Source organism: Nesterenkonia sp. HG001, assembly GCF_034438835.1.
GTDB lineage: Bacteria > Actinomycetota > Actinomycetes > Actinomycetales > Micrococcaceae > Nesterenkonia > Nesterenkonia xinjiangensis.
The window spans coordinates 259,426-283,602 of the sequence record NZ_JAOSZD010000001.1 but is presented as its reverse complement, the minus strand read 5'-3'; the positions used below and the strand labels follow the sequence as shown (position 1 = coordinate 283,602).

Here is a 24,177-nt window from a genome sequence, read left to right as displayed (position 1 = left end):
TGAGGGACATGGTCGCCGCGGTTCAGGCGGCACAGGTCCGGAATCCGCGTGCCCCTTATGATCGCTGTCATGGACCTCCGCCGCAGGCCGCTGCTCGGCAGCGCCGCCGTCATCATCGCTGCGGCGCTGCTGCTCGGTGCTCTGCTGCATCTCGACGGAGCGCTGACCAGCCTGCTCCTCAGCGGGCCCGAGGGGATCGAGGACAGCGTCGACGGCCTCCTGGCGCCGGGGGAGGGGCTCGGCGTGCCGGCGGTGACGGCAGGAATGATCGCTTTCGCCTCTTGCCAGCTGCATGCCCTGAGAGGTGCCGGCCGCTTCCGTCTCGCCGATGCCGTGACCCTGCTGCGCTGCATGCTGCTGGGGGTGTTCACCGCCGCCGCGATCCAGGCGACCAGCCCTGCGGAGCTGCCCACCGGTTCAGGGCTGCCTCTGCCGCTGATCTTCCTGGCGGCGATCATCCTGCTCATCGACGGGCTCGACGGCGCGGTGGCCCGCTCCGCCGGTGGAGAGACCCCCGCCGGAGGCCGGTATGACGAGACCTCCGACGCCGTGGTGCTCCTCGTGCTGGCCCTGACGGCCGCGCTCGCAGTGGGCTGGTGGGCGCTGTTGCTGGGACTGCTGCGGCCGGCCTTCGCCGTGGGAGGCCGCATCCGCCCTGCCTGGCGGCAGCCGCTGGACCCCAGCCGTCGTCGCAAGATCTGCGGCATCGCGCCGGGGATCCTCCTGCTGGGGGCCCTTGCACCGTGGCCGGCGATCTCCGGAGTGACCACCGCCGACGTCGAGCTCGGGCTGCGCGCCCTGCCCGTGGCATTGGGCCTGACCCTGGTGACGATCTCCTTCGGGCTGGATGTGCTGCGCCTGGAGAGAGCATCTCAGGACCAGCCTCCGAACCCGGGCACGACGCTGCCGGAGTGACCTGCGATGTGACGTGTCCGGCGCTCCCGCGGCGCCATGGTGTTGACAGAATGGCCTCTGTGCGACTTTTCTTCGACGCCCGCTACACCCGGACCCGGGTTCATGACGGCATCTCTCGCTTCTCCGCCTCGCTGGTCGAGGCCACAGCCCGCCGTGCGGACGTCACCATGCTCATCAGCGATCTCGATCAGCTGGCCCTGCTTCCATCCGACGTCCCCTGGCTGCGGATCAGCTCCCCGACCTCCGCCGCAGAGCCGTGGGTGGCCCGGCAGATCAACCCGCACCGCCCCGACGTCGTCTTCTCCCCGATGCAGACCATGGGCGGCTGGGGGCGCGAGTATCCGCTGATCCTCACCCTGCACGACCTCATCTACTACGAGCATCGCACGCCCCCGCGGAACCTCCCTGGCCCCATCCGGCTGGGATGGCGGCTCTACCACCTCAGCCCGTGGCCGCAGCGGCTCGTCCTGGACCAGGCCGACGCCGTCGCCACCGTCTCGCAGACCACCTGTGACCTCATGCGGTCCAAGCGGCTGACGCGTCGTCCGATCGAGGTGATCCCCAACGCCCCGCAAGCAGTGGCCGAGCCGCGTGACCCCGCGGGACAGCCGCCCCGCCGTCTGGTCTACATGGGGTCTTTCATGGACTACAAGAACGTCGAGGGCGTCATCCGGGGCCTCTCGGAGCTGCCCGAGCACACGCTGCACCTGTGCAGCCCGATCGACGCCCGCCGGCGCGCTGAGCTGACTGCGCTCGCTCCGCGTGAGGACCAGCTGGTCTTCCACGACGGGATCTCCGAGTCCGGCTACCACGACCTGCTCCGAGAGGCGACTGCCCTGGTCACCCTGTCCCGGGCGGAGGGCTACGGTCTGCCGGTGATCGAGGCCATGTCCCACGGCACGCCCGCAGTGGTCTCGGACCTGCCGATCTTCCGGGAGATCGCAGGCTCCGCCCGGGAGGCCGCCGGGGCCCAGGCCGTGAATCCCGACGACCCGCAGGCCTTCGCCGCCGCGGTCCGCAGGCTCGCGGACCCGCAGACCTTCGCCGCCGCCTCCCGAGCTGCCCGGAGGCGCAGCCTCGAGTACGGCTGGGAGGACTCCGCCGATCGCCTGCTGCGTGTGGCCGGGGACGTCTCCCGACCCTGGCGGCGTCGCCGCGCGCCCTGGGACTGAGGATCGGATCCGGAACGCGTCGGCCTGCTGGAGAGACACACCGGGCCCGACGGAGAGGGGCAGCAGCACCGAGGGCTCCAGGTCCCCGGTCAGCAGCAGCGGGTTGAGGTACTCGCCGTGGAGTCGCACGCCCCAGTGCAGGCAGGAGCCCGCCGTGCAGTGGTGCGAGCCGTCGAGTTGACGGGCCAGCGTGCCGATCGGCTCTCCGGCGGCGACGACGTCGCCCACGTCCAGATCGCTCTCCACCGGTTCGAAGGAGCTCACCAGTCCGTCCCCATGGTCGAGGGAGATCACCGGTCGGTCCACCACCACGCCGATGAAGCTCACCTGTGCTGCCGCGGGCGCGAGCACATCGGCGCCCTCCTCGGCCGCCAGATCCACGCCCCGATGGCCGGCCGCCCACGGAGCCGGAGGCGCGGCGAAGGGCCGCAGCACCTCCGGCACCGCGGTCACCGGAGGCTGCCAGTCAGGGGTGGGGGCGGCGGACCCTGCCGCAGAGGTCGCTGCGGCCGGCAGAGTCCCGACTCGGGCTGTCGCGTCCGGGACCGCCGGCCCGCCGATGCTGAGCATCATGATCAGCAGCAGGCACATCATCACCGTGCGTGGCTGCGGGGGAGTGGTCAGCGGAGAGACGAGTTCGACGACAGGGTCGACGCCGGGCTCCGCACGTCGGGCCCGGGGATTCGCGGATCTTCGGCACAGGTCCATGGAGCTATGCTGGAGCGCTGGCCGAGGTCGCGACACAGTCCGTCGCGACCCTGTGGAGAGATCGGCGTGTCACCCCGTCCTGTGCCCGTCCTGTGGAGGATCGGAGCAGGCCGGGGGATCACGATTCTGTAGTACACTGTTGGCCAGCAGTTGACGCTGACGTTCTATCGTCCTGCCCACTTCTGGTCCCTCTCGCGAGGCAGGTCTCTGGGCAGTTGATCGCCGGCCGACGCTGACTACGCGCAGAGCTTGTCTCCGTCAGCACATCCTCTTCGAAGGGCAGCTGGGGGAGGGGGATCCGCTCGGTCCGCACCGGAGGCGCCTGGTTCCAGGCCTCCTGCTTCGGCAGGAACCGGAGCGGTCGGATCCATGATCTCGAATCCCAGCTCTGCCAGGAGCCCCGGTGAACGGGGCAGTACGACGTGACCAACCGAAAAATACCCGCCGGCGCTGCATGGCGTCGTCCCCTCCTCCGGGAGTCAGGGACGGCATCGTGTCTGAAGCCCGGCACCGAAAGGATTCACCATGCCTGTCGTCACCATGCGCCAGCTCCTCGACTCCGGTGTGCACTTCGGCCACCAGACCCGACGCTGGAACCCGAAGATGAAGCGTTACATCTTCACCGAGCGCAACGGCATCTACATCATCGACCTGCAGCAGTCGCTGTCCTACATCGACCGCGCGTTCGACTTCATCAAGCAGACGGTCGCCCACGGCGGCTCCATCCTGTTCGTCGGCACCAAGAAGCAGGGCCAGGAGGCCATCGCGGAGCAGGCCACCCGCGTCGGTCAGCCCTACGTGAACCACCGCTGGCTCGGCGGCATGCTCACCAACTTCGCCACGGTCTCCAAGCGCGTCCAGCGCATGAAGGAGCTCGAGGAGATCGACTTCGACGACGTCGCCGGCTCCGGCCACACCAAGAAGGAGCTGCTGCTGCTCAGCCGCGAGCTGACCAAGCTGCAGGCCAACCTGGGCGGCATCCGCAACCTGACCAAGACGCCGTCGGCGGTCTGGATCGTGGACACCAAGAAGGAGCACCTGGCCGTGGACGAGGCCCGCAAGCTGGGGATCCCGGTCATCGCCATCCTGGACACCAACTGCGACCCCGACGAGGTCGACTACCCGATCCCGGGCAACGACGACGCCATCCGCTCCGTCGACCTGCTCACCCGTGTGATCGCCGACGCCGTCGCCGAGGGCCTGATCGCTCGCGACGAGAAGCGCGGCGGCGGCTCCGGTGCCGCGGCCGAGCCGATGGCCGAGTGGGAGCGTGAGCTCCTCGAGCAGCACGCCGCAGAGAAGGCCGGCAAGGCAGACAAGGCCGAGGGCGAGGCCGTCGAGGCTCCGAAGGTCGAGACCGAGACTGCTGAGACCTCCGAGACTGTCGAGACCTCCGAGACTGACGCCGTCGACACGGTCGAGGTCTCCGAGCCCGCCGAGGCGTCTGCCGCGGACTCCAAGTAAGACTCTCGTCGCTTCAGCGCCTCACGCCCGTCACCTGAATGCCTGATACTCAGGTGGCGGGCGTGAGGGCTGTGGAGCGCGCATCTTCACCGATCTGATTCATCGATCCCCATCGAACCCCAATCTGGAGGACGGGACTATGGCGAACTACACCGCTGCTGACATCAAGGCCCTGCGCGAGCGCACCGGCGCCGGCATGATGGACGTCAAGAAGGCTCTGGACGAGGCCGACGGCAACTTCGAGAAGGCCATCGAGGCCATCCGCATCAAGGGCCTCAAGGGCGCCGCCAAGCGTGAGGGCCGCTCCGCCGCGGAGGGCCTCGTGCTGGCCAAGGTCGTTGACGGTACCAAGGGCTACCTGCTCGAGGTCAACGCCGAGACCGACTTCGTGGCCAAGTCCGACAAGTTCGTGGGGCTGGCTGAGAAGGTCCTCGAAGTGGCCGTGGCCAACGACCTCGGCGATGTCGAGACGCTGCTCGAGGCCGACGTCGACGGCAAGAAGGTCACCGACTACGTCACCGAGGAGGGCGCGGCCGTCCTCGGTGAGAAGATCGTCGTGCGCCGCCTGGCCAAGGTCGAGGGCGCCTTCGTCGATGCCTACCTGCACAAGACCTCCAAGGACCTCCCGGCTCAGGTGGGTGTCCTCTTCGCGGTGGACGCCGACTCCGACGCCGCGAAGACCGCTGCGCACGACGTCGCCGTGCATGCCGCAGCCATCGTGCCGCAGTTCCTCACCCGTGACGAGGTGCCGTCCGAGACCGTGGAGAACGAGCGCCGGATCGCCGAGGAGACGGCCCGCGCCGAGAACAAGCCGGAGCAGGCCATGCCGAAGATCATCGAGGGCCGCACCAACGCCTACTTCAAGGAGAACGTCCTGGTCGACCAGCCGTTCGCCAAGGACCCGAAGCAGACCGTCTCCCAGGTCCTCGAGTCCGCCGGTGCCGGAGCGACTGCCTTCGCCCGCTTCCGGGTCGGCAGCTGAGCCTCTCGCTCGTCCCACCCCGGCTCGTGCCGCAGGGTGCTCGTCTCAGCCGGAGAGGCATGCCTACAATGAGGCAGACCGCATGATCTGAGACATCAGGGGGTGGCCACACTGACGCTGTGGTCACCCCCTTCTCATGCCCGGATCCCGGCATCCAGGCACTGACCGCACTGACCCTTCTGCCGCCCGACACCTGCCGGCCCTGGTCTGCTGCATTGGCAGCTGCCGGAGGCTGGCCTCCGAAAGGACCTCGATGCCGATGACCACCCAGCCTGCCGTCCCCGTCTCCGCCCAGTCCATCGATCTCGAGCTCACGGAAGGGGTCGAGCGCCGCCGCGTGCTCCTCAAACTCTCCGGGGAGGTCTTCGGCGGCGGAAGCGTCGGCGTCGACCCCGCCACGGTGCGCGGCATCGCCGAGCAGATCGCCGCCGTGGGCGGAAAGGTGGAGGTCTCCGTCGTCGTGGGCGGGGGGAACTTCTTCCGCGGAGCCGAGCTCTCCAAGGCGGGCATGGACCGTGCGCGTGCCGACTACATGGGCATGCTGGGCACGGTGATGAACTGTCTGGCGCTGCAGGACTTCCTGGAGCAGGCGGGCCAGCCCACCCGGGTCCAGACGGCCATCACCATGGGGCAGGTGGCCGAGTCCTACATCCCGCTGCGCGCCATCCGGCACATGGAGAAGGGCCGCGTGGTCGTCTTCGGCGCTGGCGCCGGCATGCCCTACTTCTCCACCGACACCGTCTGCGCCCAGCGCGCGCTGGAGGTCGGTGCCGATATGGTGCTCATGGCCAAGTCCGGGGTCGACGGGATCTACACCGCCGACCCGAAGACGAACCCGGACGCCGAGAAGCTCGAGCACATGACCTACACCGACGCGCTGCGCCGCAACATCCGGGTGATGGACCAGACCGCGATGACGATGTGCAACGACAATGACCTCCCGATGCGGGTGTTCGGCATGGAGGGGGAGGGCAACGTCACCCGGGCCCTGCTGGGCGAGGAGATCGGCACCCTGGTCACCTCCTGAGGACCGGGCGCGCCCTGATCCAGGTCAGATCGGTGTCTGACCCGCAGAATCAGCCCCGGCGGGGGCGCTGCACCACGTAGACTGAGACGCAAGTTCCCACCTCAAGGAGACCGACGTGATTGACGAGACCCTGGTCGAAGCCGAAGAGCTCATGGAGCGAGCGGTGGAGGCCACCAGCGAAGACTTCGCCACCGTGCGCACCGGCCGGGCCAATCCGGCGCTGTACTCGAAGGTGCTGGTCGACTACTACGGCTCGGCGACGCCGCTGCAGCAGCTGGCCTCCTTCAACATCCCGGACGCTCGCACCATCCTGATCACCCCCTATGACATCTCGGCGATGCGCGAGATCGAGCGGGCCCTCTCGGACTCCGAGATCGGTGCGAACCCCTCCAACGACGGCAAGCAGATCCGGATCACGATGCCGGACCTGACGGAAGAGCGCCGCAGGGAGTACGTGAAGCTGGTCAAGTCCAAGGGCGAGGACCACAAGGTCTCGGTCCGCAACGCCCGCCGCAAGGCGAAGGACGTCATCGAGAAGGCCGTGAAGAGCGGCGACGTCGGCGAGGACGACGGCGAGCGGGGCACCAAGGAGCTGGAGAACCTCACCAAGACCTACGTGGATCGCATTGACGACATGATCAAGCGCAAGGAAACCGAGCTCCTCGAGGTCTGAGGCCGATGACAGGATCTGAGCGCACCGGAGAGGCCACCGGGCCGGCGAAGCCGGTGCGCACGCCACGGGCGGGTCGTGACCTGCCCGCGGCGATCATCACCGGCGCTGCTCTGCTGATCCCAGCGGTGCTGGGGATCATGTTCTTTCCACTGCTGCTGATCATGCTGGGCGTGGTCCTGCTCTCCATGGGCGTCTGGGAGGTCGCTCGCGCCCTGGAGACCCAGGGCCTGCGACTGCCCAAGCTGCCGCTCTTCCTGGGGGCTGCGGCGATGCCTCTGTCGGCCTACTTCGGCGGGGTCGAGGCCCTGACTCTGGCGCTGATGGTGACCTGCACCGCCATCGCGGTCACGGCCGCGGTGCTGCGCGTGCAGGATCCCGGTCGGTCCATCATGTCCTCGATGTTCGTGGCCTGCTGGGTCCCGTTCCTGGTCTCCTTCGCGGTGCTGCTGCTCAGTCAGCCCGATGGACAGTGGCGCCTCGCCGTCGTCGTGCTGCTGGTGGTCTCCAACGACACCTTCGGCTATATGGTCGGGGTGCTGTTCGGCAAGCACCCGATGGCCCCCAAGATCAGCCCCAAGAAGTCCTGGGAGGGTTTCGCCGGATCCATGGTGGGCTCCGTCCTGGTGGGGGTGCTGACCTCCTGGCTGATCTTCGGGGAGCCGATCCATGTGGGGGCCCTGCTGGCCGCCGCCGTCGTGGTGTCGGCCACTGCCGGGGACTTCTCCGAGTCCATGGTCAAGCGGGAGCTGGGGCTGAAGGACATGTCCCAGATGCTGCCGGGCCATGGCGGGGTGATGGACCGGCTGGACTCCCTGGTGTTCGCGATGCCGACCGCCTACTTCGTGATCGTGGCGCTCACCCGGGATTCCGGGGGAGTTCCATTAGGCTGAGGGCATGGCGCACACAGAGAATGCACTGTTCACCCTGCTGGACCCGGAGGAGCAGGGCTACAACCGCGACGAGGTCGACGAGTTCATGGCCCGCGCCCGCGTGGCCTACGACTCCGGCACGGGGATGCCGCTGGCCGAGATTCGTCAGGCGAGCTTCTCCATGGGCTCCGGCGGCTACGACCCCGCGGAGGTCGATGGAGCATTGGACCGTCTCGAGGACGCCTTCGCCGCCGCCGAGAGGGACCGTTACATCAGCCAGCATGGTGAGGATGCCTGGTATGAGCTGTTGGCCGAGCGGGCCGCGCCGCTGCGGGTCCGTCTCGAGCGCCCGGACGGCAAGCGGTTCCGTGAGCCGGCACATTCCTCGGCCCTCGGGTATCGCAAGGAGCAGGTGGACGAACTCTGCCGGGAGCTAGAGCAGTATCTGGACGGGGAGAACCCGATGAGCGTGGACGAGGTCCGCACCATCGTCTTCGCGGGAGTGCACGGCTCCAACGGCTACGACGAGGCCCAGGTCGATGCCTTCCTGGACCGCATCACCGAGATCATGGCCTCAGTGGGCTGACCGCGAGTCCTGCTGGGACGTAGCGGTGCCGCCCGCGGCAGTCACGGCATCGAGGAGCCGGTCGAGCAACCCGTGCGCCGCCATCCTGCGCGCGTCTCGTTCCTCGCCCCCTTCGGCGATCCACAGGGCGGCATCGTTCATCGCTCCGGAGAGCTGCGCCGTGGCCGCCTCCTGGAGCTGGCCCGAGTAGCCCAGCTGCCCCAGTCCGTCCTTGAGGTGTGCGGCGGCGTTTTCCGCGTCCATCCGGCGCCAGCGGGCCCATCCGAGCACCGAGGGGGCGTCGAGGAGCAGGATTCGCGCACGGGGCGCCTCGGTGATGGCGTCCAGGAATGCGTGACAGCCACGCCGCAGCTGCTGCTCGGCGTCGGCACCGCCCGTCTCGGCGGCGCTGAGGACCTCTTCCCCGACCTGGAGCTGCAGCTCTTCCGCGACAGCGGCGAAGAGCTCCTGCTTGGTGCGGTGCCGGTGATAGACGGCACCCCGTGAGACGCCCACGCCCCGGGCGACGTCGTCGACCGACACTCCGGCGAATCCCTGCTCCGCGAGGAGGGACCTCGCATGGTCGAGGATCGCGCGGGCGGTCTTGGCCGCATCCGCTGCGGACGAGCGGGGCATGAACCCTCCCTTTACATTCGTTGTGTATGTATTCTGCGAGATGTCACATTCACAGTGTATGTATAGGAGGCCCAGCGATGGCCGTCACCAGTGTCTATCCCGTCCTCATGGTCGTCGATGTCCCGTCCGCCGTGGACTTCTTCCGAGAGGTGCTGGACTTTGAGACCGTGTTCGACGCCGGCTGGTACATCAGCCTGCGGCGCGGTCCCCACGAGCTGGCGCTGCTGGCCCATGACCACCCCACGGTCCCGGCAGAGCGTCGATCCACCGTGTCGGGTGTGCTTCTCAATGTCGAGGTCGATGACGTCGATGCGGTGCATCGAGCCGTGGTCGCGCGGTCCGAGGTGCGCCTCCTGGCCCCGTTGAGAGATGAGGACTTCGGCCAACGGCACTTCATCCTCGACGGCCCGGAGGGACTCATGGTCGACGTGATCCAGCCCATCGCGCCCACTGCGGAGTTCAGCGCCGCGTATCGGTGAAGCCCGGGGCAGGTCGCCTCCGCCGACGACGGCGACCCCACCGTGGTGCTGGAGCCGCCGTCGTGCGTGGTGTCTGAGCCGAGTGCGCCGCGCTCAGGCGCCGCAGGTGTCCTTCAGTGCTCGGAGGCCTTCTCCGCGCCCACGCCGGTGAGAGAACGGATCTCCATCTCGGCCTGCTTGACCGGATCCTCGGCGACCGTGGAGGTCTTCGAGCCCACCCAGCCGAGCAGGAACGCCAAAGGGATGGAGACCAGTCCCGGGTTGGCCAGCGGGTACAGCGCCAGGTCCGTCTCGGGGAAGAAGGAGGTCTCCGCGCCCCAGACCACCGGGGAGAAGGCGATCAGCAGGATCGAGGATCCCAGGCCCCCGTACATGGACCACAGTGCGCCACGGGTGGTGAAGCCCTTCCAGAACAGCGAGTACAGGATCGTGGGCAGGTTCGCCGAGGCCGCCACCGCGAAGGCCAGCGCCACCAGGAAGGCGACGTTCTGCCCCTGAGCGCCGATGCCCCCGAGGATCGCCAGGATGCCGACGACGACCACCGTCGTCCGGGCCGCCCGCACTTCGCCCTTATTGTCGATCTTGCCCTTCTTGATGACCTGACCGTAGATGTCGTGGGCGAAGGAGGCCGAGGCCGTGATGGTCAGGCCCGCCACCACTGCCAGGATCGTGGCGAAGGCGACGGCCGCGATGATGCCCAGCAGCAAGGTGCCGCCGAGCTCGTAGGCCAGCAGCGGGGCCGCGGAGTTCTGGCCGCCGGGTGCGGAGAGTATCCTCTCCTGGTCCAGCATCGCGGCGGCGCCGTAGCCCAGCACGAGTGTGAACAGGTAGAACGCGCCGATCAGCCAGATCGCCCAGACCACGGACTTGCGGGCGTCCTTGGCCGTGGGGACGGTGTAGAAGCGGATCAGCACATGCGGCAGGCCCGCGGTGCCCAGCACCAGGGCGAGGCCCAGGGAGAGGAAGTCCATCTTGGTCAGCAGGTCCATGCCGTACTGCAGCCCGGGCTCGAGCAGCGCGTCCTGGCCGGTCCGTTCCACCGAGTCGCCCAGCAGCGCGGAGAAGTTGAAGCCGTAGCGGGCCAGCACCCAGAAGGTCATCACCGCCGAGCCGGCGATGAGCAGCGCGGCTTTGATGATCTGCACCCAGGTGGTGCCCTTCATGCCGCCGATGAACACATAGACGATCATCAGCGCGCCGACCACCGCGATGATCAGCGACTGGCCGGCTCGGGAGTCGATGCCCAGCAGCAGCGAGACCAGAGCGCCGGCGCCGGCCATCTGGGCCAGCAGGTAGAACAGGCAGACCGCCAGGGTGGAGGAGGCCGCGGCGATGCGCACCGGGCCCTGCCGCAGCCGGAAGCTCAGGACGTCGGCCATGGTGAACTTGCCGGTGTTGCGCAGCAGCTCGGCGACCAGGAGCAGCGCGACGAGCCAGGCCACCAGGAAACCGATGGAGTAGAGGAATCCGTCGTACCCGTAGATGGCGATGGCTCCCACGATCCCCAGGAAGGAGGCCGCCGAGAGGTAGTCCCCGGCGATGGCCGTGCCGTTCTGGGTGCCGGAGAATGATCTGCCGCCCGCATAGTAGTCGGCGGCGGTGTTGTTGCTCTTCGAGGCGCGGAGCACGAAGAACAGCGTCACTCCGACGAAGATGAGGAAGATCCCGATGTTCGCCCAGGGGTTGCCGACCTCGGTGGAGAGGACCTCCTCCTCACCGGAGGCGATCGGCGGGTTCAGAGCGGTCAGTGCCGTGATGGTCATCAGCGATCGCCTCCTGCGGTGGTCGGTGCGGGAGTGTCGTCCGGCAGTCCGACGCCGGCGGCCTCCAGCTCATGTCGGATCGCGCTGGACTTTGGGTCCAGGGACTTGTTGGAGAAGGACACATAGGCGGCGGTGATCGCGAAGGTGGTCGCGAACTGGGCCAGTCCGAGCACGATGCCGAGATTGATGTTGCCCAGCACCGGTATGGCCATGATCTGCGGGGCGAAGGCGGCCAGCAGCACGAACCCCAGGTACCAGACCAGGAAGATGACGGCCATCGGGAACACGAAGCTCCGATGCGTCCGTTTCAGCTCCTGGAACTCCGGGCGGTTCTGCACCTCCTGGTAGTCGACGGTCGCCGCGGTGGGCGCGGTCGGTGAGCTCATCGCTCCTCCTTGTGGTCTCGGATGGACGTCGCGTGAATGTCTCCCACGTTCCGCCGGTCCAGGGCGTGGTCCACGCGGTCCCTGCGTGGGGCAGGGCGGGCCCGCCCCGGCACGCTGACCAGAGTGCCGCAGTGACCCAGCTCACGTGAAGCAGGTCACCGTGCTGCTGCGATGAACGGCCTGTTCGGTGCGACGAGCGGTCGCGGTCGGCCCGGGACGAGTCGGACGGCCCGCGACGGCACGCTCGGCTTGGACGGTAGGGTCGGGCGGCGGTGCGGCTGGCCTACGATGGTCCCCATGTTCGACGTGAGCCCGGTCGTGGTCGTCCTGATGGTGCTGGTCGGGGTGCTCACCGCCTGTGTGCTGCTGCTGGCCGGCCGCCGCCCAGGCGCCGCGCCCTCCCGCGGTGAGGCAGGTGCCGCCCGTGCCGATGACAGTGGTCGCGACGTCGTGGGGGCGGGCGCGCCGGACGAGGGGCCCTTCAGCTCGCAGGAGGGCGGGGAGCCGGACTATCGCCGGCTGGCCGAGACGCGGCGGCGTCAGCTGGTGGAGGCCGAGCTGCGCACGCTGCGCGCTCAGATCTCCCCGCACTTCATCTACAACAGTCTCAACGCGATCGCCGCATTCATCCCCACGGAGCCGGTCCGGGCGCGCGAGCTGGTCATCGACTTCGCCGACTTCACCCGGTACAGCCTGCGCGCCGAGGGGGACTTCTCCACTCTGGCCGAGGAGCTGGACGCCGTCGAACGCTATGTGGTCCTGGAGAAGGCCCGCTTCGGGGGCAGGGTCCAGGTGGACCTGCAGATCGCCCCGGAGGTGCTCGGGGTGCGGATCCCCTTTCTGGCGGTCCAGCCGCTGGTGGAGAACGCGGTGCGCCACGGACTGGAGGCTGAGTCCGGGCAGGTGCGGGTGCTGCTCAGAGCTGTCGATGAGGCCACCCATGCGGTGATCTCGGTGGAGGACGACGGCGTAGGGGCGGAGCCCGAACACATGGCCGAGGTCCTCGCCGGGGAGGCCGGCGGTTCGCACATCGGGTTGCGCAATGTGGACCTGCGGCTGCGTCAGGCCTTTGGCGGCGGTCAGGGCCTGGTGATCGACACGGCCGTCGGGGCAGGCATGATGGTGTCCATGCGCATCCCGAAGTTCCAGCCGGAGGTCGACGTCGACACGGAGGTCGCCGCCCGATGAGCGTCAGTGCCTCTACGCCCCGGGCCTCCCAGTCGACGGCCGCCCCGACCGGCCGCGCGCTGCGCGTGCTGGTCGTCGACGACGAGCCTCCGGCGGTGGCTCAGATGCACTGGCTCCTCGAGGCCGACCCGCAGGTCGGGGCGGTGTGCACGGCGTCCAACGTCGCACAGGCCAGGCATCAGCTGGACACCCGGGAGGTCGACGTCATCCTTCTGGATGTCCATATGCCCGGCCCCTCCGGGTTGGCCATGGCGCGGGAGCTGCGGACCAGCGGCGAGCAATGGCCGCAGATCATCTTCGTCACCGCCGACGCCGGACCGGCGGTGGAGGCCTTTGAGCTCGCCGCCCGCGACTATCTGCTCAAGCCGGTGCGCGCGGCGCGGCTCTCCGAGGCGCTGCGTCGCGCCGCGGAGGTCCTGGGCGGCGCCGCCGACGCCGGAGAAGGGGAGCCCCAGCGTGTCTCGGTGCTGCAGGGCGACGCCACCGTGCTGGTGGACATCGCCTCCATCCGCTGGGTGCAGGCCCAGGGCGACTACGCCCGGCTGCACACCGAGGCAGGCTCTTACCTGCTGCGCATCGCCCTGGGCGACCTCGAGGAGCAATGGTCGCGGCAGGGCTTCGTGCGGGTGCATCGCTCGTCTGCGGTGAATCTCCATCATGTGCACCGGGTGGTCCACCGCCAGGGTCGGATGACCGTCCAGCTGCGTGACGGCTCCGGGGGTGCGCAGGAGATCGCAGTGAGCCGGCGGCTGATGCACCACGTCCGCGAACGCCTGGAGGTCCATCGCGTCCGCTCCCCGAGCGGGGGAGGGTCGGGATGAGTCTGCCGGGCGATGCGGAGCCGGATCCGCAGTTTGCGCCGCTGCGCGACCACCGGGTGCGGGTGCATGGCCCGCGGACCGCACCGGAGGCGGACGAGGTCCTGCTGGCCCCGGCGCGGGGGCACGTCCGCCGTCGGGTCTCTTCTGCGCGGGTCAGCAGGCTCATCCGAGATCAGCTGCGCCTCGCGGTGGGCTGGGGGCTCGGCTTCTTCCTGCTGCTGGTTGCTCTGTACTTGGTGCTCTCGACGCTCGACGTGCTGGCCGCGGTGACGGTGCTGGGAGTGCCGCTCCCGTGGCTGGTCCCGGCGCTATGCTTCTACCCGCTGCTGATGCTCGGCGGCTGGCTGCACCTGCGCGGCAGCGAGGCCGCCGAGCGTCGTCTGCTCACCGAGGTCGGCCTCGAGGGCGAGCCCCATGGAGAGTACGAGGTCCGCCCCGCTGACGGGGAGAGCCGCGGATGAGCCCTTCTGCGACGGCGCTGGTCGCCATCGGGCTCGTCTGTCTGGTGTCAGTGGTGATCAGCGTCCACGGCCTTCGGCTCTCGCGGACCACCAGCGACTTCTACGTGGCCTCGCGGCGGGTCCCGCCATGGCTGAACGCCTCCGCCATCGCGGGGGACTATCTCTCGGCGGCCAGCTTTCTGGGAGTGGCGGGGCTCATCGTGGCTTACGGTGCCCAGGGCCTGTGGTTCCCGGTCGGATACGCCGCGGGCTTCTTCACGCTGCTGCTCTTCGTGGCCGCCCCGCTGCGCCGGTCCGGCGCGTACACCTTGCCGGACTTCGCCTCGCTGCGATTCGGCTCTGCCCAGCTTCGGCGGCTGACGGCGATGATCGTGATGATGACGGGCTGGCTCTATGTGGTTCCGCAGCTGCACGGGGCCTCGCTGACGCTGAGCACCACGACGGGCCTGCCCGGGTGGGCGGGTCCGCTCCTGGTGGTGCTGGTGGTGCTGCCGACCGTGCTGGTCGGGGGGATGCGCTCCGTGACGCTGGTCCAGGCGGTGCAGTACTGGATCAAGCTGTGTGCGCTGCTGATCCCCTGTGTGTTCATCCTGCTGCGGCTGGGCCGGGACTCCGGGTCGGGCTCCGGCTCAGCCCGTCCCGGGGGAGTGCTGGAGGGTCTGCCCCCGCTGGGTGAGTTCTGGCAGGCCGGGCTGCTTCCGGATGCGCTCGACGGCGGCGGCGCCGGCCTCTACCAGACCGCTTCTCTGGTGCTGGCACTCATGCTGGGGACTGTGGGGCTGCCGCATGTGCTGGTCCGCTTCTACACGAACCCGGACGGCCCCACCGCTCGGCGCACGACCCTGCTGCTGCTGGGCCTGCTCTCGGTCTTCTACCTGCTGCCCGTGACTCTGGGGGTGATGGCACGTCTGGTGCTGCCGGTGGCTCAGGGCGGTCAGGGGAGCGCGGACCCAGACGGAGGCCCGGCCGGGGTGGGTGCGGGGATCGCCGATGCGGCTCTGCTGCGCCTGCCGGCGGCGGTCTTCGACGGGGCGGCCGCGGATCTGCTGGTGGCGCTGGTGGCCGGCGGGGCCTTCGCCGCGTTCCTGTCGACCTGCTCCGGGCTGGTGGTCTCCATCTCCGGGGTCGTCTCTCAGGAGTTCTTCGCCGGCACAGTGCGGGGGTTCCGGATCGGTGCGGTGGTCGCGCTCGGGCTGCCCCTGGTGGTCGGCACGGTGACCAGCCAGGTGGCGCTGGCGGGTGCCGTGGCGATGGTCTTCACCTTCACCGCTTCGGCGCTGGGTCCGCTGCTCCTGCTGGGGATCTGGTGGCGGGGCCTCACGGAGTCCGGGGTGATCGCCGGGATGGTCTCGGGTGCGGTGGTCTCCTTGTCCTCCCTGGTGATCGGGCTGGGGTTGGGGGAGCACTCCGCCGGCGCGCAGGTCTTCCTCTACCCGGCGCTGTGGTGCATTCCGTTGGCGTTCCTGGTCACCGTGCTGGTCAGTCTGCTCGGACGGGAGGCGCCGCCGCGCACCGCGGAGGCCGTGCTGGCGCGGCTGCACCTTCCTGAGGCGGCTCAGCCCCGGGGGCGGTGAACCACACGGAGCAGCCGGCTGTGTCCGGCGGCGCTCGGCTCCTGCTCCAGCAGCTGCAGATCGATCGGCCCCATGGAGTCCGGCCCCAGGGAGTCGCTGAGCAGGGGAGTGCCGCCGCCGAGGAGCACGGGCACGGTGTTGACCAGCAACAGGTCCACCACCTGGGCCCGGAAGCACTGGCGGGCGACGTCGGCACCCAGGATGCTGACGATTCCCTCGGGTGCGGCGGCGCGGCAGGCAGAGAGCGCGGCGTCGAGATCTGTGGTCACGGTGATGCCTTCCGGCTCAGGCTGCGGGGGTCGGTGGGTCAGCAGGATCTGGGCCCCTTCCCACTGCCCCTCGAGAGGGCCTTCCTTCTCCGGATCCCCGGCGTGGGGGTCGTCGCCGTCAAAGGTGCGGCGGCCGACCAGCAGCGCCTGGAGGTCGGGCATGAGGCGCTCCATGACGGGGTCGGCCCCCATATGGGGAAGCAGCCAGGACATGTCTCCGCCGGGTCCGGCGATCCGGCCGTCCACGGAGGCTGAGGCGGCGTAGAGGAAGGTGGTCATGGGTGCCTCATCCCTGCATCATCGGGCGGACCTCGGTGGACCCGTACTCCAGGTGGGGCATGCGCTCAGCGATCGCATGGGCCTCGGCCTCGTCGGCAGCGGCGATGACGTGCACGGCGAAGACGATGCTCCGGCCCTGGGGCTCCTGCGGGTCGGGAGCCTCCGCGACGTCGTCGGTCCCCGCGCCCAGTCGGACGGTCTGCTCGCCGAGGGCATAGCCGGCGACGAGGTGTCCGCTGCGTCGAAGCTCGGTGCCCAGGGCTTCCCAGGCCTGCATCTCCTCGTGAAGCTCCTCGGTGCCCTCCTGGGGCCCGGTGCCGGGGACGAATCGGTGGATCAGCAGGTGGGTGGCGGTGCGCTCGGTCATGATGTCCTCTCGGTGATCTGTCGGTGACCCGGCGGAGGTCTGTCAGGGGTCCCTAGGCGGGCGGTAGGTCAGCAGGACGTTGCCGGAGCGGAACGCCGTCGTGGGTCCGGCCTGCAGCTCGATGCGCTGCGGCAGAGTGGTGAACAGGCGGTTCCCCCGGCCCAGGAGGACCGGATGGACGAGGATCCGCAGCTCGTCGACGAGACCCTGTTCGAGGAGTGAGGAGGTCAGGTCGGAGCTGCCGAAGACGGCGACGTCCCCGGTGACCTCCGCACCGAGGCGCGCGAGATCGCTTGGCAGGTCACGGCCGTCTGAGTGCCGCGTCCCGGTCCAGGACGGCAGAGATGCCGGGTCTCTGGTGACGACCAGCTTCGGCACCGAGGTCATGAACGTGGCCACGTCGGGCATGTTCTCCCGTGCGGACGGGGAGGTCCAGAACTCGGCGAAATGCTCGTAGGTGCGGCGCCCGAGCACCAGCGCGCCGACCTGACGGTACTGATTCCTGTTCCAGGCGAAGAACTCGGCGTCGTTCAGTGCCCAGTCCAGTTCGTGGTCGGGCCCTTCGAAGCAGCCGTCGAGGGAGGAGAACAGGAACGCGAAGACATGCCGTGCGCGGGGTTGGGCCGCGTCGTCGGGGTGCTGTGCGGGCAAGGATTCGGCGAAGGCTCGGTAGTCCTCTCCTGCGGTGTTCGGTGGCGCAGGGTCCATGGAATCCTCCCGGGAGAGCTCGGCCAAAACTGATTGCGTTCTGCATCTGGTGAGACCTATCCCAGCATGACCAGGTGTAGAATGCAAGCAGTTCTGTCCGTCGAGAGCGAGGTTTCCGCGCATGGCCGCCACCCAGCCCGCAGGGCACCGCTCCGCGTGCCCCATCAACCTCACCGTCGAAGTGCTGGGAGACAGCTGGTCGCTGATCATCATCCGTGACGTCATCTTCGGTGATCGGCGGCACTACCGACGCCTGCTCGAGGAGTCCGAGGAGGGCATCGCCTCCAACATCCTCGGTGATCGGCTCAAGCGCCTGCTCGCCGCAGGGGTGCTGACCCGCGCGCAGGACCCCACACATCGACAGCGTCGGATCTACAGCCTCACCGAGGCCGGCATTCAGCTGGTGCCCGTGCTCGTCCAGCTCGGTGCCTGGGGCAGGAGGCATCAGCCGGCGTCTGCAGAGCTCAGTGTCCGCGCCAGGCTTCTCGAGGAGGGCGGCCCCGCGCTGTGGGAGGAGTTCATGGAGGAGCTACGCGGTCGCCACCTCCGCGGGGATGGGGTGGCAGAAGCGGCCGGGCATCCACCGGCCGAACCGGCACGTGGGCCTCGGCCGGCCCGCTCCGTGCTCGAGCGGCTCGATGCCGCGTACCAGGAGGCCGTGGCGCGCGGCGTCGAGGGATGATCCCGGTGCCGACGAGCACCGCACGGTCGATGGCCGCCGCCGGTGGGTGACGGGCCGGCCTGCGGGAGCAGGGGTGCGCGCTGGGGGCTCAGGCCTCGCCGGGGTATCGCAGGCCGATCTGTGCACGCACCTCGTCAAGGGTTCCCATGATGCCCACCGAGTCGTCGAGGGTCAGCACGTCGCCGTCGAGCTCTCCCTGCTGGATGTAGCGTTCTGCCGCACGCACCTGCAGGTGCATGCCCCGGCCGATGATCTCCGGCTCGAAACGCTCCACCACCCTGCCCTCTGGGGTCGAGACCGTGAAGCTCGCTGCGGTGTACCAGATCCGGTCGATGTCGAGGCGGCCTTCGGATCCGATGATGTGGGCGGTGTTGGGCCCGGCTCCGCGAGAGGAGGACAGCGACGTCGACAGCGCGCCCTGGGCGTGCCGCATGATCGTGGCCACCTCGGTGTCGGCTCCGGTCTCGCCGAACCGAGCCTGCGCGGTGACGGCGCTGGGTGCGCCCAGCAGGTCCCAGGCGAGGGAGATCGGGTAGACGGCGAGATCCAGCAGCGCGCCTCCGCCCAGCGCCAGGTCGTTGATCCGGTGCTCGGGGTCGCTCGACAGGCGCTGGGTGTGGTCGGCTGAGATGGCGCGCACCTCACCGATGGCACCGCCGTGGACCAGCTCGCGGATCCTGGTCATATGCGGCAGGTGTCGGGTCCACATGGCCTCCATGACGAGCAGTCCGCGCTCTCTGGCGAGGTCGCGGAGCGCTTCGGCCTGGGGGCGGTTGAGCGTGAAGGGCTTCTCCACCAGCGCGTGCTTGCCGTTCTCCAGCGCCAACCGCGCGTGTTCGGCGTGGTACGGGTGTGGCGTGGCCACGTAGATGATGTCGATCTCCGGGTCCTCGGCCAGCGCCCGGTAGGAGCCATGTGCCCGGGGGACCCCGTGCTGACGGGCGAAGGTCTCCGCCGAGGCCTGACTCCGGGAGGCGACCGCGCTGACCGTCAGATCCGCAGTGTGCAGGTCGTCGGCGAAGGCGCGGGCGATGCCTCCGGTGGCCATAATTCCCCAGCGAAGTGGTGTCATGATCTCTGAGTCTACCGCAGGAAAGCGCTTGCCAGTGATGGGGGTCACTGTGCTGTGCAAGGATGATCGAGCACGCCGGCGCAGGTCGGGGGCACTCGGCGTGCGGCAGCGGGGAGGAGCTGGACGTTCGATGAGAGAACCGAGCGAAGGACATCCCGGAGTGTCTGACGCAGCGGAGGTGCCACGTGCCCCGCGACCACGGACGGGGCCGCCGCCCGCCGAGCCGCTCCGCAGGCCCTCGTTCGCGCGATTCTTCACCGCCGACGCGGTCACCGCCTGTGGGCTCAGCATCACCGTGGTGGCCGTCGACGTGCTGGTGGTGCAGGTCCTGGAGGCCTCCGAGGCCGAGGTGGGGATGCTGCGGGCTGTGCAGTTCCTGCCATACCTGCTGGTCGGTCTGCTGGCCGGAGCGCTGGTGGACCGGTGGCGGCGCAGACCCGTGCTGGTGGTCTCGCACGCCGCGGCAGGGCTGGCGCTGCTGGCGATTCCTGTGCTGTGGGTGCTGGGGCACCTGACGCTGGCGACGACGGCGGCGATGCTGTTCCTGGTGGGTGTCTGTGGGGTGTTCAGCCTGGCCGCCGAGCAGTCCTCGATCCCGGACCTGGTCGGGCGTGAGCAGTTGGTGCTGGCCAACGCGCGGATCGGACAGTCCCGGACCGTCGCTCAGACGTCCGGGCCTGCCGTCGGCGGTGCGCTGGTGGCCTGGGCGGGTGCACCGCTGGCGCTGCTCGTCACCGCCTTCTCGAGGCTGGCCTCGGCAGCGCTGATGGCCACGGTCCGCTTCGATGTCACTGAAGCCGGTGCCCCCGGATCGGAGCGACACACCTCGGAGCAGAGCACTCCTGAACAGCGCACTCCGATGCAGGGACTCGGGGCTCTGCCGCGGCGGGGCCTGATGTCGTCGATGGGGCAGGGAGTGGCGTTCGTGTACCGGCACCGGACGCTGGCGCCGCTGGCGGTCTCCACGCACGTGTGGTTCCTGGCCAACAGCGCGGCGATGACCGTCTTTGCGATCTATGCGCTGCGTCACCTGGGGCTGTCCCCGGTGCAGTACGGGGCGGTCCTGGCCTGCGCGGGAGTCGGGGGACTCGCCGGTGCGCTGGCGGCACCGCGCATCGTCCGGAGGCTGGGCGAGGGCAGCACGGTCCTGCTGGGGCGAGGCGTGATGCCGCTGGCCTGGGTCGCGATGATTCTGGTGCCCGATGCTTCGGCGGGCTCGGTGGCCCTGCTCGCCGCGGCGAAGATGCTCTACGGTCTCGCGATGGGGGTGGAGGACCCTGCGGAGGCCGGGTACCAGCAGGCTGTGACCCCGCGTGCCATGCTGGGAAGGATGAGCTCCACCATGCGCACGGCCAACCGGGGCTGCGCGGCCCTCGGGGCCCTGGCCGGAGGAGTGGCCGCAGGACTGCTGGGCCTGCGGGAGACGCTCTGGGTCTCAGTGGTGGTGTTCATCCTGGCGGCGCTGATCGTCGGGCTCTCTCCGCTGCGTGGAGCGCGAGCCCTGGACCATCAGGCGCGCTGACGGTGCATGGTCAGGGTCAGCTGAGCTGGAGGATCTTCTCCTGGACCACCTGGGCGCGCACGTTGGAGAAGCTGGACTCCTCGCCCACCTCGGTGAACCCCAGGGACTCGAGGATCTTCAGCGTGCCGACGTTGTCCACCACCACGCGGGCCCGCACCGGACGCTGTGGGAAGTCCTGGAGGAACTTCGAGACCGCCTCGGTGGTGACGCCTCGGCCCCAGAACTGCTTGTCGGTCCAGAACATGATCTCGCGGGCGCCCTCGTCCTCGAAGGCGGCGATGGAGCCGATCGGCTGCCCCTCGAAGTCGATCGTGCGCACGATGGCGTCGGCAGAGTTCAGCAGCTCTCCCCAGTGGTGATCGAAGACGCCACGGTCAGACGGGTTCGTGGAGGCGAAGCCGGCCATGTGGGCGGCGTCGGCGTCCTGCTGGAACTGGAAGAACTGGTCCAGATCGCTCGGCTGTACTTCCCGCAGCGTGATCATCATGTGGCTCCTCGTCGTCGGCCGCACGGCCGAAGGTGGGGACAGGTGCAGTGCGTCCAGGGTACCGGCAGATCTGCACCGGACGTGCATCAGGTCTCATTGCATGAGGAAGCCGGCACGGAGGAGCCAGCGGGGCGGATTCCGGGATATCCAGCTCAGGCCGGGATAATGGGGCGCATGTCGTCCCACCCTTCCGCCGCTCCCTCCTCGCCCGAGTCCAGTGCCGCTGTGCCCGATGCGGTCCGGCGCAGCGACGACGGCGACTTCGCCGCGAGTCCGGAGACCGTGCGCCGGGTGGTGCTGCTGGGCTCCACGGGGTCCATCGGCACCCAGGCGCTGGAGGTCATCGCGGCCAACCCGGGTCGCTTCGAGGTGGTCGGTCTCGCCGCCGGGGCCAACACCGGGCTGCTGGCCGAGCAGGTGCGCGCCACCGGCGCACGGGCCGTGGGGATCGCCGTCGACGGCGGCACCGCCGCCAATCCGGGCCACCCTCCGCTTGCTGAGGCGCTGCGCGCCGCCGGTGTGTCCCATCCGGTCGAGGTCCTCTCCGGTGCCGAGGCTGCGGTGACCTGCGCCGGGCAGCTGGGGGCCGATGTCGTGCTCAACGGCATGACCGGATCCATCGGGCTTCGCCCGACGCTGGCGGCCCTGGCCTCCGGAGCCACCCTGGCCCTGGCCAATAAGGAGTCGCTGGTGGTGGGCGGCGCCCTGGTGGCCGCGGCCCTGCGCCGCCAGGGCCAGGTGGTGCCGGTGGATTCCGAGCATTCTGCGCTGGCGCAGGCGCTGGGCTCCGGTCGGCATGAGCGAGGCCTGTGTACGGCTTCGGTGACCGGACGAAGCGAGGTGCGTCGGCTGATCGTCACGGCCTCGGGCGGGCCGTTCCGGGGATGGGGCGCTGAGCAGCTGCAGGAGGTCACCCCGGCCCAGGCTCTGCGTCATCCGAATTTCGCCATGGGACGTGTGGTCACCACCAACTCAGCCACCATGGTCAACAAGGCTCTGGAGGTCATCGAGGCTCACCTGCTCTTCGACGTCCCGCTGGCCGACATCACGGCAGTGGTCCATCCGCAGCAGATCATCCATTCCCTGGTGGAGTTCCAGGACGGTTCCACGATCGCGCAGGCCGGACCCCCACGGATGTATGTGCCCATCGCCCTGGGGCTGTCCTGGCCGGAGCGGCTGCCGCAGGTGGACGCGCCTGTGGACTGGACGCAGGCGATGAGCTGGGAATTCGAGCCGCTCGACGACGACGCCTTCCCCGCCGTGCGCCTGGCCAAGCAGGCCTGTGCGGCCTCGGCGACGCATATGGCGGTCTACAACGCCGCCAACGAGCAGGCGGTGGACGCCTTCCACGAGGGTGCGCTGCGCTTCACCGACATCCTTCCCACTGTGGAGCGCGTGCTCGCGCACCACGACGGCGGTGTGGGTCCGCCCAGCCTGGAGGATGTGCTCGGTGCCGAGCAAGAGGCTCGGGCCCGGGCTGATGAGCTCATCGCCGCCGCGTCCGTGTCGAGTTCCGGCGCAAGAGCCGGCGCAGGGACCGGCGCGGCGGAGACGAGGCCGGACGACGTGATGGAGGGGCAGGCATGACAGCGCTGCTGATGACCGCTGGAATCCTCATCGTCGCGGTCGGGATCATCTTCTCCATCGCTCTGCACGAGATCGGCCACCTGCTCCCGGCGAAGCTGTTCAAGGTGCGGGTGACCCAGTACATGGTCGGATTCGGCCCCACGCTGTGGTCGACGCGCCGCGGGGAGACCGAGTACGGGGTCAAGGCGGTGCCGCTGGGCGGCTACGTGGCGATGATCGGGATGTATCCGCCTCCGGAGCAGGACGGCGCCGGCAGGGAGCCCGGCGGCGCCGAGGACACCGGTGTGGGCCGGGAGGATCCCGACCCCGGGCCCACGGACCCGTATCTGCGGGAGATCGGTGCCCAGTACGGGCAGCTCGACCAGCCCGACCAGCCCGGCCAGCCAGCCTCCGGATCGGGGGAGGGTGAGACCCCGGTGCGCACTGTCAGCTCGCAGTCCACCGGGCTGTTCCAGCAGATGTCCGCCGAGGCGCGCGAGGGTGCGGCGGAGGACCTGCGCCCCGGCGACGAGGACCGCATGTTCTTCCGCCTGCCGGTCTGGAAGCGGATCATCGTGATGCTCGGCGGGCCCGCCATGAATGGTCTCATCGCCCTGGTGCTCACCGCCGGGATGATCTCCTTCCATGGCACCGCCGAGCCGAACACCCAGGTGCGCGAGGTCTACGAGTGCGTGGTCTCTGCCGAGGCGGCCGATGCCGGGCAGACCGAATGCAGCGAGGATGACCCCGCCGCCCCGGCCTACGAGGCAGGACTGCGCCCCGGGGACGAGATCGTCGCCTACGGGGGGCAGGAGGTCCAGGACTGGGACGAGCTGACGGGTCTGATCCGTGACTCGGCGGGATCCTCGACCCAGGTGGAGTATCTGCGCGCCGGAGAGCGGCACACCACCACCCTGACGCCGATCCTCACCGAGCGTCCGGTGCTGGACGGCCTCGGACGGGCCGAGCGCTCCGGGGACGGCTCCCTGGTCACCGAACCGGTCGGATTCATCGGGATGGGCGCGGAGCAGGAGCTCGTCCAGCAGCCCGTCTGGGAGGCCGGGCCGCTGGTCTGGCAGCAGTCACAGGCGGTGCTCGGCGTCGTCGCCAACCTGCCGGTACGGCTCTATGACGTCGCCGTCTCCACCTTCACCGAGGCCGAACGCGACCCGGACGGGCCGCTGAGCGTGGTAGGGGTCGGTCGGATCGCCGGGGAGCTCTCCGCCCTCGATGAGGTTCCCCTGGAGTCTCGCTTCGCCTCGCTGATCTCGCTGATCGCCGGGGTCAACGTGGCTCTGATGATCTTCAACCTGATCCCGCTGCTGCCGCTGGACGGCGGCCACGTGGCCGGGGCCCTCTACGAGGCGCTGCGTCGGCGTCTGGCGAAGCTTCTCGGGCGCCCGGACCCAGGCCCCTTCGACATCTCCCGGCTGCTGCCGCTGACCTATGTGGTCGCCGCGCTGCTGCTGGCCATGGGTCTGCTGCTGATATACGCCGACATCGTGAATCCCATACGCCTGTTCTCGTAGCGGTCGGGGTCCG

Annotated in this window: 25 protein-coding genes and 1 pseudogene; 17 read left to right on the top strand and 9 right to left on the bottom strand. The window is 69.3% G+C overall.

All coding sequences use genetic code 11. The features are described 5' to 3' along the window. Positions 1 to 69 precede the first annotated feature (69 nt). Together ODE13_RS01270 and ODE13_RS01265 are read left to right on the top strand one after the other, a co-directional pair. Positions 70 to 915: a CDP-alcohol phosphatidyltransferase family protein gene (locus tag ODE13_RS01270; protein WP_322477634.1), complete on the top strand. Its 846-nt coding sequence runs from the start codon at positions 70 to 72 to the stop codon at positions 913 to 915. Between the two features lie 50 nt (positions 916 to 965). After that, positions 966 to 2,087, top strand: coding sequence for a glycosyltransferase family 4 protein (locus tag ODE13_RS01265; protein WP_416210501.1), 1,122 nt, complete (start codon positions 966 to 968; stop codon positions 2,085 to 2,087). A 111-nt stretch (positions 2,088 to 2,198) separates the two neighbouring features. Here the strand turns inward: ODE13_RS01265 and ODE13_RS01260 are convergent. Then, positions 2,199 to 2,657: pseudogene (locus ODE13_RS01260) on the bottom strand (M23 family metallopeptidase); the annotation flags it as partial. Positions 2,658 to 3,320: 663 nt separating this feature from the next. Between ODE13_RS01260 and rpsB the strand changes: the two are divergent. The 6 genes from rpsB (at position 3,321) to ODE13_RS01230 (ending at position 8,396) form a co-directional block, all read left to right on the top strand. Continuing rightward, the gene (gene rpsB, locus ODE13_RS01255; protein WP_322477632.1) at positions 3,321 to 4,259 is read left to right on the top strand and encodes a 30S ribosomal protein S2; all 939 of its coding nucleotides are present in this window, start codon (positions 3,321 to 3,323) and stop codon (positions 4,257 to 4,259) included. A 139-nt stretch (positions 4,260 to 4,398) separates the two neighbouring features. Continuing rightward, positions 4,399 to 5,241 (top strand): translation elongation factor Ts, encoded by an 843-nt coding sequence (tsf, locus tag ODE13_RS01250; RefSeq protein WP_179542314.1) that lies wholly within the window; start codon positions 4,399 to 4,401, stop codon positions 5,239 to 5,241. 259 nt (positions 5,242 to 5,500) lie between these two features. Beyond that, the gene (pyrH, locus tag ODE13_RS01245; protein WP_322477631.1) at positions 5,501 to 6,268 is read left to right on the top strand and encodes a UMP kinase; all 768 of its coding nucleotides are present in this window, start codon (positions 5,501 to 5,503) and stop codon (positions 6,266 to 6,268) included. A gap of 115 nt (positions 6,269 to 6,383) precedes the next feature. Then, entirely contained in the window at positions 6,384 to 6,941 is a 558-nt protein-coding gene (gene frr / locus ODE13_RS01240) for a ribosome recycling factor (protein WP_322477630.1), read from the top strand. A gap of 5 nt (positions 6,942 to 6,946) precedes the next feature. Next, a complete protein-coding gene (locus tag ODE13_RS01235) occupies positions 6,947 to 7,831 on the top strand; it encodes a phosphatidate cytidylyltransferase (RefSeq protein ID WP_322477629.1) in 885 nt (294 codons plus the stop codon). Between the two features lie 4 nt (positions 7,832 to 7,835). Then, a complete protein-coding gene (locus ODE13_RS01230) occupies positions 7,836 to 8,396 on the top strand; it encodes a DivIVA domain-containing protein (protein WP_322477628.1) in 561 nt (186 codons plus the stop codon). Here ODE13_RS01230 and ODE13_RS01225 read toward each other — a convergent pair. After that, the gene (locus tag ODE13_RS01225; protein WP_322477627.1) at positions 8,385 to 9,011 is read right to left on the bottom strand and encodes a TetR/AcrR family transcriptional regulator; all 627 of its coding nucleotides are present in this window, start codon (positions 9,009 to 9,011) and stop codon (positions 8,385 to 8,387) included. The genes ODE13_RS01230 and ODE13_RS01225 overlap by 12 nt on opposite strands. Before the next feature lie 77 nt (positions 9,012 to 9,088). Here ODE13_RS01225 and ODE13_RS01220 point away from each other — a divergent pair, with 77 nt between their 5' ends. After that, positions 9,089 to 9,490 (top strand): VOC family protein, encoded by a 402-nt coding sequence (locus ODE13_RS01220; RefSeq protein WP_322477626.1) that lies wholly within the window; start codon positions 9,089 to 9,091, stop codon positions 9,488 to 9,490. A gap of 113 nt (positions 9,491 to 9,603) precedes the next feature. Here the strand turns inward: ODE13_RS01220 and ODE13_RS01215 are convergent, their stop codons facing one another. Together ODE13_RS01215 and ODE13_RS01210 are read right to left on the bottom strand one after the other, a co-directional pair. Next, entirely contained in the window at positions 9,604 to 11,253 is a 1,650-nt protein-coding gene (locus ODE13_RS01215) for a cation acetate symporter (protein ID WP_322477625.1), read from the bottom strand. Beyond that, positions 11,253 to 11,639 carry a DUF485 domain-containing protein gene (locus ODE13_RS01210; RefSeq protein WP_179542321.1) on the bottom strand — a complete coding sequence of 129 codons (387 nt, stop codon included), beginning with the start codon at positions 11,637 to 11,639 and terminating at the stop codon, positions 11,253 to 11,255. The genes ODE13_RS01215 and ODE13_RS01210 overlap by 1 nt, the downstream gene beginning before the upstream one ends. Before the next feature lie 297 nt (positions 11,640 to 11,936). Here ODE13_RS01210 and ODE13_RS01205 point away from each other — a divergent pair, with 297 nt between their 5' ends. From ODE13_RS01205 to ODE13_RS01190, 4 genes are read left to right on the top strand one after another with little or no spacing between them, the layout of a single operon-like run. Further along, entirely contained in the window at positions 11,937 to 12,827 is an 891-nt protein-coding gene (locus ODE13_RS01205; RefSeq protein ID WP_416210500.1) for a sensor histidine kinase, read from the top strand. Then, a complete protein-coding gene (locus ODE13_RS01200) occupies positions 12,824 to 13,648 on the top strand; it encodes a LytTR family DNA-binding domain-containing protein (protein WP_322477624.1) in 825 nt (274 codons plus the stop codon). Before ODE13_RS01205 ends, ODE13_RS01200 begins: the two co-directional genes overlap by 4 nt. Next, positions 13,645 to 14,109: a hypothetical protein gene (locus ODE13_RS01195; protein ID WP_322477623.1), complete on the top strand. Its 465-nt coding sequence runs from the start codon at positions 13,645 to 13,647 to the stop codon at positions 14,107 to 14,109. The genes ODE13_RS01200 and ODE13_RS01195 overlap by 4 nt, the downstream gene beginning before the upstream one ends. Continuing rightward, positions 14,106 to 15,683, top strand: a complete 1,578-nt coding sequence (locus ODE13_RS01190; RefSeq protein ID WP_322477622.1) for a cation acetate symporter — start codon at positions 14,106 to 14,108, stop codon at positions 15,681 to 15,683. Before ODE13_RS01195 ends, ODE13_RS01190 begins: the two co-directional genes overlap by 4 nt. Here the strand turns inward: ODE13_RS01190 and ODE13_RS01185 are convergent. Genes ODE13_RS01185 through ODE13_RS01175 form a run of 3 tightly spaced genes read right to left on the bottom strand, consistent with a single transcriptional unit; the run spans position 15,665 to position 17,306 of the window. After that, positions 15,665 to 16,231 carry a dihydrofolate reductase family protein gene (locus tag ODE13_RS01185; RefSeq protein WP_322477621.1) on the bottom strand — a complete coding sequence of 189 codons (567 nt, stop codon included), beginning with the start codon at positions 16,229 to 16,231 and terminating at the stop codon, positions 15,665 to 15,667. The two genes, ODE13_RS01190 and ODE13_RS01185, sit on opposite strands and share 19 nt — an antisense overlap. Before the next feature lie 7 nt (positions 16,232 to 16,238). Next, positions 16,239 to 16,598 carry a YciI family protein gene (locus tag ODE13_RS01180; RefSeq protein ID WP_322477620.1) on the bottom strand — a complete coding sequence of 120 codons (360 nt, stop codon included), beginning with the start codon at positions 16,596 to 16,598 and terminating at the stop codon, positions 16,239 to 16,241. Positions 16,599 to 16,640: 42 nt separating this feature from the next. After that, positions 16,641 to 17,306 carry a dihydrofolate reductase family protein gene (locus tag ODE13_RS01175; RefSeq protein WP_322477619.1) on the bottom strand — a complete coding sequence of 222 codons (666 nt, stop codon included), beginning with the start codon at positions 17,304 to 17,306 and terminating at the stop codon, positions 16,641 to 16,643. 121 nt (positions 17,307 to 17,427) lie between these two features. Here ODE13_RS01175 and ODE13_RS01170 point away from each other — a divergent pair, with 121 nt between their 5' ends. After that, positions 17,428 to 17,988 (top strand): helix-turn-helix domain-containing protein, encoded by a 561-nt coding sequence (locus tag ODE13_RS01170; protein ID WP_322477618.1) that lies wholly within the window; start codon positions 17,428 to 17,430, stop codon positions 17,986 to 17,988. 88 nt (positions 17,989 to 18,076) lie between these two features. Here the strand turns inward: ODE13_RS01170 and ODE13_RS01165 are convergent, their stop codons facing one another. Next, a complete protein-coding gene (locus ODE13_RS01165) occupies positions 18,077 to 19,060 on the bottom strand; it encodes a Gfo/Idh/MocA family oxidoreductase (protein WP_322477617.1) in 984 nt (327 codons plus the stop codon). A 160-nt stretch (positions 19,061 to 19,220) separates the two neighbouring features. Here ODE13_RS01165 and ODE13_RS01160 point away from each other — a divergent pair, with 160 nt between their 5' ends. Further along, the gene (locus ODE13_RS01160) at positions 19,221 to 20,582 is read left to right on the top strand and encodes an MFS transporter (RefSeq protein ID WP_322477616.1); all 1,362 of its coding nucleotides are present in this window, start codon (positions 19,221 to 19,223) and stop codon (positions 20,580 to 20,582) included. A 16-nt stretch (positions 20,583 to 20,598) separates the two neighbouring features. Here ODE13_RS01160 and ODE13_RS01155 read toward each other — a convergent pair whose 3' ends face one another. Then, the gene (locus ODE13_RS01155) at positions 20,599 to 21,069 is read right to left on the bottom strand and encodes a GNAT family N-acetyltransferase (protein ID WP_246348824.1); all 471 of its coding nucleotides are present in this window, start codon (positions 21,067 to 21,069) and stop codon (positions 20,599 to 20,601) included. A gap of 174 nt (positions 21,070 to 21,243) precedes the next feature. Here ODE13_RS01155 and dxr point away from each other — a divergent pair, with 174 nt between their 5' ends. Beyond that, positions 21,244 to 22,656, top strand: coding sequence for a 1-deoxy-D-xylulose-5-phosphate reductoisomerase (gene dxr / locus ODE13_RS01150; RefSeq protein ID WP_322477615.1), 1,413 nt, complete (start codon positions 21,244 to 21,246; stop codon positions 22,654 to 22,656). Then, entirely contained in the window at positions 22,653 to 24,164 is a 1,512-nt protein-coding gene (locus ODE13_RS01145; protein ID WP_322477614.1) for a site-2 protease family protein, read from the top strand. Before dxr ends, ODE13_RS01145 begins: the two co-directional genes overlap by 4 nt. Positions 24,165 to 24,177 lie beyond the last annotated feature (13 nt).